This window comes from Streptomyces sp. NPDC002574 (assembly GCF_042889545.1).
Taxonomy (GTDB): Bacteria; Actinomycetota; Actinomycetes; order Streptomycetales; family Streptomycetaceae; genus Actinacidiphila.
Map to the genome: position 1 here is coordinate 210,263 of NZ_JBIARB010000006.1, position 7,805 is coordinate 218,067.

The following is a 7,805-nucleotide window of genomic DNA, read 5'->3' on the forward strand; positions in this document are numbered from 1 at the left end:
TGTGCGACGTCGTAATCTTCGTGCCTTGATTCTGGCCGCCTCAGTGGCGGTCCGTCATCTGCGAGCCGACCCGGTGCGCGCGGCCGGCCTCGCCCTGCGGCTGGCGCCGGGGCCGGCCCGCCGACCTGCGGGGTGGGCCCTTGCCCGGCTGCCCGCCCGCGACCCTCACCGGGTCCGCGGTGCCGCCGGTCGTGCCTACGGGCCGAGCGCGGTGCCCGCACCGGGCGGCGCGCCGGGAACACCCGTACCGGGGCGTGTGCTGCACCTGGTCACCAACTCGCTGCCGTACCGGAATGCCGGTTACACCGTACGCACACATGCCATCGCGCGGGCCCAGCGACAGGCCGGGCTCGATCCGCAGGTGGTCACCCGGCTGGGCTTCCCGGTGGCGCAGGGCGTGTGGGACGGCCGGGCCACGCAGGTGGTGGACGGGGTGCCCTACCACCGGCTGCTGCCCCTGCGGATGCCCGCGACGCCCGGCGCGGCCCTGGCCCGCAACGCGGAGCTGGCCGCCCGGTTGGTCGAACGGCTGCGTCCGGAGGTGCTCCACGCGGCCACCGATCACCCGAACGGCCGAGTCGCGCTGGCCCTGCGCGAGTCCTTCGGAATCCCGGTGGTCTACGAGGTGCGCGGCTTCCTGGAGGAGACCTGGCTGACCCAGGGACCCGGCCGCAGCCCCGACGACGCTTCCTTCCGCGAGCGGCGTGCGCTGGAGACGCACTGCATGCGCTCGGCGGACCTGGTGTTCACCCTCGGCGAGGCGATGAAGGAGGAGATCGTCGCGCGCGGGGTGCCCGAGGAGCGCGTGCGGGTCGTGCCGAACGCGGTGGACGACGTCTTCCTGGAACCGCTGCCCGACGCGGGCCCGTTGCGCGCCCGGCTCGGCATCGCCCCGGACGAACTCGTCGTCGGCACGGTCTCCACGCTCACCCCGCACGAGGGCATCGGCACCCTGCTGCGCGCGGGCGCCGAACTGCGCCGCAGGGGCGTGCCGCTGCGACTGCTCATCGTCGGTGACGGCCCGCTGCGTCCGGCCCTGGAGCGGCAGGCGGCCGAACTCGGTCTCGGGGACGCCGCGCTGTTCACCGGCCGCGTGCCTTACACGAAAGTCCGGTCGTATCACGCGGTGTTGGATGTTTTCGCTGTGCCGCGGACGCCCGATCGGGTATGTCAATTGGTGACGCCCCTCAAGCCGGTGGAGGCGATGGCGAGTGGTCTTCCGGTCGCTGCCAGTGATCTCAAGGCCATGGGGGAGCTGGTGGAAGACGAGGTGAACGGAAAACTAATTCCATCAGAAGATCCTCACGCGTGGGCAGAAACGCTCGAAGTATTGCTCTATAGTGCAAAACGGCGACGGACGATGGGCGAAACTGCCCGGAACCGGGTGGCCCGCGATCGTACGTGGGCACACATCGCCGTGCGGACGCGCGACGCCTACGGCAGTCTTGGGGCCGGATAGCACTCGGGATGGTGCGCATGACGGTGGATCTCGCAGTCGTAGGCCTCGGATACGTGGGGCTGCCGCTCGCCCGCGAAGCCGCGGCGGTGGGACTGAGTGTGGTGGGTCATGACCTCGACCCGCGTGTGGTGGCCGGTCTGAACGCCGGCCATTCGCATGTGGACGACGTCTCCGACGACGACTTGGGGCGCATGCTGGGCGCCGGCTTCATCGCCAGCACCGGGCAGGAGTGCCTGGCGGACGCCCAGACGATCATCATCTGCGTCCCGACCCCGCTGTCCGCCGACGGCGGGCCCGACCTCACCGCCGTCACCGGCGCCGGCGAGGCCATCGCGGCGCGCCTGCGGCCCGGGGTCCTGGTGGTCCTGGAGTCGACGACGTACCCGGGGACCACGGACGAGGTCCTGCGGCCCATCCTGGAACGCTCGGGACTGATCGCGGGACGGGACTTCGCGCTCGCCTTCTCCCCCGAACGGATCGACCCGGGCAACAAGACGTACGGCCTGCGCGACACGCCCAAGATCGTGGGCGGACACACCCCGGAGTGCGCGGCGCGGGCGGTGGCGTTCTACAGCAAGGTGGTCGACACCGTCGTCCAGGCCAAGGGCACCCGCGAGGCCGAGATGGCCAAGCTGCTGGAGAACACCTACCGGCACGTCAACATCGCGCTCGTCAACGAACTGGCCATACTCTGCCGCGAACTCGACGTCGACATCTGGAACGCCATCGACTGCGCGGCGACCAAGCCCTTCGGCTTCCAGGCCTTCCGGCCCGGCGCCGGGGTCGGCGGCCACTGCATCCCCATCGACCCGAACTACCTCTCGTACAAGATCCGCACCCTCGGCTACGAGTTCCGCTTCGTGGAGCTCGCCCGGGAGATCAACCACCGGATGCCCGAGTACGTGGTGCGCCGCGCGCAGGACCTGCTCAACGACGTGGGCAAACCCGTGCACGGCTCGCGGGTGCTGCTGCTCGGCGTCACCTACAAACCCGACGTGGCCGACCAGCGGGAGACCCCGGCGATCCCCGTCGCGCGGCTGCTGCGCAAGCTCGGCGCCGACGTGAGCTATGACGACCCGTTCGTCCCCGCCTGGGAGGTCGACGGCCGGCCGGTGGCGCCCGCCGGCGACCTGCCCCCGGCGCTGCGGGAGCACGACCTGACCATCCTCCTCCAGGATCACAGTGCGTACGACCTGCAGGACGTCGCGCGCCACGCGCGCCTGCTCTTCGACACGCGCGGACGCCTGAACCGGCCCGATGTCGAGGTGCTGTGATGCACGTGCTCGTCGTGACCGTCGTGCACCACCCCGAGGACGCCCGGATACTGCACCGGCAGATCGGGGCGCTCCTCGACCGCGGGCACACCGTCACCTACGCCGCGCCCTTCAGCGCGCGGGGCGTGACACCGCGGCCCGAGGTGGAGGCGGTCGACCTGCCGCGGGCCATGGGACGCGACCGGCGCGCGGCGGTGCGGGCGGCGCGGCGGATGCTCGACGCGCGGGGCCCCGCGGCGGACGTCGTCCTGCTGCACGACCCGGAACTGCTGCTCGCCCTGCCCGGCGCGCTGCGCCACTGGCGGCGCATCGGCGCCCGGCGGCCCGCCGTGGTGTGGGACGTGCACGAGGACACGGCGGCCGCGATCGCCATGAAGGGCTGGGTGCCGCGCGTGCTGCGCCCGCCGACCCGGCTCGCGGTGCGCGCCGCGGAGCGGATCGCCGAACGGCACCTGCACCTGCTGCTGGCCGAGGACGCCTACCAGGAGCGGTTCCGGCGCATCCACCCCGTCGTGCCGAACCTGGTGACGGTGCCACCGGGCCAACCGGTGCCCCCGGGCGACGACCGGGTGGTCTACCTCGGGCAGCTGTCCCGGGCCCGCGGCGCCGAGGAACTCATCGCCATGGCGCGGCTGCTGGCCCCGGAGGTCCAGGTGGAGGTGATCGGTTCCGCCGACGGCGACGTGCGGGCGTTACTCTCCTCCGCCGACCGCGACGGCGTGCTCCGCTGGCACGGTTTCCTGCCCAACGACGAGGCGCTCGGCCGGCTGCGCGGCGCGCTGGCGGGGATGTCCCTGCTGCGCGACGAGGCCAACTACCGCCACTCCCGCCCGACCAAGGTCGTGGAGTACATGGCCTACGGCATCCCCGTCGTCTGCACCCCCAACCCGCTCGCCGTCGAGCTGGTCGAGGCGCACGACTGCGGGCTGCTCGTGCCGTACGAGGACCCGTCCGCCGCCGCCGAGGCGGTGCGCAGGCTGCGCGCGGAGCCCGAGCTGCGCGGCCTGATGGGCGCGCGGGGACACGCGGCGGCGCTGTCCGGGCTCAACTGGCCGGACCGGGCCGGTGAGTTCGTCGCGGGACTGGAGGACTGGGCGGCGGCAGCGGCTGCCGCCGCCACCCGGCCCGGTGCCGCGGCGGTCAGCTCACGGTGAGTGCCGTGTCGTCGATGACGAAGGACGTCTGGATCTGCGAGCCCTCGGTGCCGGTGAACGTGAGTGTCACCGCCCGGCCCGCGAAGCCGGCGAGGCTGAAACTCTTCAGCGCGTAGCCGGAGTCGGCGTTGAGGTTGGAATAGGTGGCCAGGGTGGTGGAGCCGGCGGCCACGGTGAGCTTGTCGTAGGCCGTGGTCGTGGTGGTCTCGTCGGTGTCCACGTGCAGGTAGAAGCTGAACGTGGCGGTGGTGCACGCCGCGGGTATCGTCACCGTCTGGGCGAGGGTGTCGGTGTGCGCGGAGCCGTAGCCGTCGAGCCACGCCTTGTACGAGCCGGTGCGGGCGGCCTGGTCGGCGGAGTTGGTGATGACGCCGCTGGACGCCGTCCAGGTGGTGCTGCCCGACTCGAATCCGGGGTTGCCGAGCAGCTGGGCGGCGGTGCAGGTACCGCCTCCACCACCACCGCCCCCGCCTCCGCTGCCGGTCGCGCCCGACAGCCACTCGGTGGCGTTCAGGGCGAGCGCGGCGTTGGTGGCGCCGGAGTCGTTCCAGCCGTCGTACAGGGTGTTGCCGGAGGCGCCGGTGCCGTCGTCGATGGGCGAGCTGTCCCCCCAGAAGGCGACCCGGCCGCTGCCGAAGGTGCTGGTGGCGAAGAAGGCGCCGGTGTTGCCGGAGTAACCGGTGCGGTAGAGCAGGCCCTTGACGGAGGAGTTGTCGGCGGGCTTCAGGGTCGCGGTGGTGCCGCTGGCGATCAGGCTCTTGGAGACCGTGCCGAAGGAGCCGTGCAGCACGGCGTTGGCGCTGTCGCTGATGGCCTTCGGGTAGTCCGAGCCGATGCTGAGCGTGTCGACGGAGAAGCCGAACGGGTCGGTGCTGTCGACGGAGTTGTTGCTCATCAGGTCGTTGATGACCTCGACCGCGTCCTCACCGTCGTTGTTGCGGTCGGCGCCGGTGTGGTCGGAGACGAGGAAGAGGCCGCCGCCGGCCTGCACGAACTTCATCACGGCGGTCTTCTCGGCCGTCGTCAGCAGCACGTTCGGCTCGGGCAGCACGAAGGTGTCGAAGTTCTTCAGGTCGGTCGCGCTGGACGTGCCGTAGGTGATGGAGCCGCCGGACGGCAGTGTCTTGAGCGAGTACGCGCCGGTCCGCTGCAGGGCCACGCCCCAGGAGGACAGGGCGCCGGTCCAGTCGGTCTCGGCGGAGGGGGTGGCGTCCTGGCCGAGCGGGTCGGGCTGGCTGGTGCTGATGACCCAGTCGGCGTTGCCCGCCGTCTCGGCGTGGGCGTTGTCGAACAGCACGCGGTGCGGGGTGGCCGCGTGGCCGGTGGTGGGGGTGGCCGCCTGTACGGCAGTGACCGCGAGCAGTGCGCCGAGGACCGCAGTGGACGCGGCGAGTCGGCGGCGGGGCAGGGCGGATCCGGGCATCCTGCATTACCTCCTGCGTGGGGGGTGTTCAGAGAGGCGGTGCGGGTGATGATTCTGCGCGCGTAGATCGAGGGGGGACGGGCATCACGCATGACGAATGATTGAACGGTACATGGCAAGTTGGTGGTCGGCCAGCGGTCGATGAGGCCGTTCCTCCGCGGTGGCGGACGGTCAGTCAGGCGAGGTGCGGCCCGTTGCGTCGCACGCCGTCCAGCTCCAGGACGAAATCGGCGCCCAGAGCGGAGGAGGGGGTGTGCGTGCCGCGCGGCAGGTCCGGCAGCCGCGGCATGATCCGCAGCACCGAATCCACCGTCAGGGCGTAGCCGTTGGGCGTGGACAGCGCCGCCTGGGCCTCGCCGCCGCGCGGGTCGCGGGCACGCGCCCACACCTGCGAGCGGGTACGCGCCAGTGCCCGCTCGCCCGGCCCGCGCACCAAGCGGTCGACCCCGGCGCGGGCGGCACGCCGCACGGGCTCGACCGCCAGCAGCCGTTCCACGAGCGGGGCGGCGGGCAGCCAGGTGTAGGTGGAGATGTTCGGGATGCCCGTCGAGTGGTAGGCCGTGCTCACGTCGCCCCACGCGACGCTCGCCACCGAACGGTCGCCGGTACGGAAGGACGCCGTGACCCGGTGCCACCCGAGCGGCACGTCGCGGATGACGCCGTTGATCCTCGCCCGGCCGCCTGCCCCCTTGTCGAGGGCCTCCAGCGCGGAGCGCGCGGTGCCGGGGCTGGCGCCGCCCCCCGCGACGAAGGCCAGGTCCAGGTGGGTCGCGCCGGGCAGCGCGGCCGCCACGGTCGCCGCCAGGCAGTCGGTGGGCACCACGTCGAAGCCCGCGCCGGGCAGCAGCGTCACCCCGGCTGCGCGGGCGCGGTCGCCCAGCGCGTGCACCTGCTCCAGCACGTCGATCTCGCCGGTGATGTCGAGATAGTGCGTCCCGGTGTCCAGGCACGCCTCCACCATCGGCAGCGCCGTCGCCGAGAAGGGGCCGGCGCAGTGCGCGACCGACGCGACCCCGGCCAGCGCCTCGCGGAGACCGGCAGCGTCGTCGAGACCCAGCACCCGGTACGGCAGGCCGAGTTCCGCCGCGAGCGGTTCCAGCGCGGCAGCGGTGCGCCCGGCCAGTACGGGGCGTTCCCCTCGGGCCACGGCCTCCCGCGCGATCAGGCGTCCGGTGTACCCGGTGGCCCCGTACAGCATCCACGTCACGCGTGCGGCTCCCCTCGAAGCGGCGGTCCGGAGGCCGATGTTACCCGTCGGTCACCGGGAGTGCCGCCCAGGGCGTGGGAGGGCGCGCGGAGGAGACGATCCGACGAGCCGCTGAAACGACAATGACACACCCTCGAACGAGAGGGGCGTGCTCACCCGATCCGGTGGCGCGGCGGGGCTGGACGTACCACCGGCGTACTCGCTGCGTTGCATGGGAACATGGACAGCACATCCGTCGCCCAAGGGTGCCTTCTCCTCGGTCACACCGACCACCACCGCACCTACGCCGAACTCACCGGCGCGTACTGGCTCGACCCGCCGATCTACTCGGAACTCGTCGCCGACTGGCGTGCCGGGGGGCGGACGCTCCCGCGCCGCACCGCCGCGGACGAGCCGGAGCCGGACGAGGTCAGCGGTGGCACTCGGCAGCGACCGCGGCCTGGAACAGCGCCAACTCCACCACGGTAGGGGTGTGCAGCGTCCCGTTGCCGTCCGGGGGCACGAGCCACCGCAGTGCCCCGCCCCCCGCCGCCCGGTACGGCGGCGGGACCGCGATCCACGCGCCCGCACCGGCGTACCGGATGCCCGAGCCCACCCATCTGCTCGCCGGATCCGGTGGCAGGAAGAAGCCCACCCGGTGGGACGCCGCGTCCGCGAGCGTCGGGCCGGGTTCCGCTCCCGGCATGCGCAAGAGGGCGTCCAGGGCGAGCAGTCCGAGATCCTCGGGCACGCTCAGCACGTCCCAGAACCGTCCCGCGGGCAGCAGCGCGGTGCCGCTCTCCCCGTGCTCCCACTCCCGCTTGCACGCCCGCGGGTCCGCCGCGGCGGCCGCCAGCCACTCAGTTGCCTGCTTCGGTGCCGTATTCCTCATGCGCCTTACCTTGGTAGATATTTCTACCTGGCGGAAGGGGTGGCGGGGCATGGCGTTTGGGGGTCGAAAACACGCGTTTCCCGTATGTGTGTACGCCCCTGTGAGCTGCGACGCGTCGGCAATTGCCCATGCGGACGGGTGAATTCTCGCCAGCAATTCCTAATTCCCTGGGGTGGGGACTGCGGGCCATTTCCGGGTCCCTCGGAACGCGGCGACGTGCGGCGCCCGTTGTGTGCCGATGCCTCGCGGTGGGCGCGGGGCTGTGGCGCGCGGCAGTGCGCCCGGACGCGGCGGCGGGGCCCGCTCGACCGGTGCCGGCCGGTCGGGCGGCGCGCGGCGGCCCCCCCGGGGTGTGGCGGGGGGCGGCCGGGTGGGGTGGGGGGGGTCCCCGGGCGGGGGGGGGGGGTCCCGCGGTGT

The 7,805-nt window shown here is 72.7% G+C and carries 6 protein-coding genes; 3 read left to right on the forward strand and 3 right to left on the reverse strand.

The genetic code is table 11. The annotated features are described in order from the left end of the window. Window positions 1–25: 25 nt before the first annotated feature. From ACFYXS_RS16100 to ACFYXS_RS16110, 3 genes are read left to right on the forward strand one after another with little or no spacing between them, the layout of a single operon-like run. Window positions 26–1,459: a glycosyltransferase family 4 protein gene (locus ACFYXS_RS16100; RefSeq protein WP_389248342.1), complete on the forward strand. Its 1,434-nt coding sequence runs from the start codon at window positions 26–28 to the stop codon at window positions 1,457–1,459. Between the two features lie 17 nt (window positions 1,460–1,476). Beyond that, entirely contained in the window at window positions 1,477–2,733 is a 1,257-nt protein-coding gene (locus ACFYXS_RS16105) for a nucleotide sugar dehydrogenase (protein WP_389248344.1), read from the forward strand. Further along, window positions 2,733–3,887, forward strand: coding sequence for a glycosyltransferase (locus tag ACFYXS_RS16110; protein WP_389248346.1), 1,155 nt, complete (start codon window positions 2,733–2,735; stop codon window positions 3,885–3,887). The genes ACFYXS_RS16105 and ACFYXS_RS16110 overlap by 1 nt, the downstream gene beginning before the upstream one ends. On the opposite strand, the gene ACFYXS_RS16115 is transcribed toward ACFYXS_RS16110, so the two are convergent. The 3 genes from ACFYXS_RS16115 to ACFYXS_RS16125 all read right to left on the reverse strand — a co-directional run bounded on the left by ACFYXS_RS16115 (window position 3,874) and on the right by ACFYXS_RS16125 (window position 7,388). Then, window positions 3,874–5,310: a hydrolase gene (locus ACFYXS_RS16115; protein ID WP_389248348.1), complete on the reverse strand. Its 1,437-nt coding sequence runs from the start codon at window positions 5,308–5,310 to the stop codon at window positions 3,874–3,876. The genes ACFYXS_RS16110 and ACFYXS_RS16115 overlap by 14 nt on opposite strands. A gap of 175 nt (window positions 5,311–5,485) precedes the next feature. Beyond that, on the reverse strand, window positions 5,486–6,508 hold the full coding sequence (locus ACFYXS_RS16120) for a saccharopine dehydrogenase family protein (protein ID WP_389248874.1): 1,023 nt from the start codon (window positions 6,506–6,508) through the stop codon (window positions 5,486–5,488). Window positions 6,509–6,926: 418 nt separating this feature from the next. Continuing rightward, window positions 6,927–7,388: a hypothetical protein gene (locus ACFYXS_RS16125; protein ID WP_389248350.1), complete on the reverse strand. Its 462-nt coding sequence runs from the start codon at window positions 7,386–7,388 to the stop codon at window positions 6,927–6,929. Window positions 7,389–7,805: the final 417 nt, after the last annotated feature.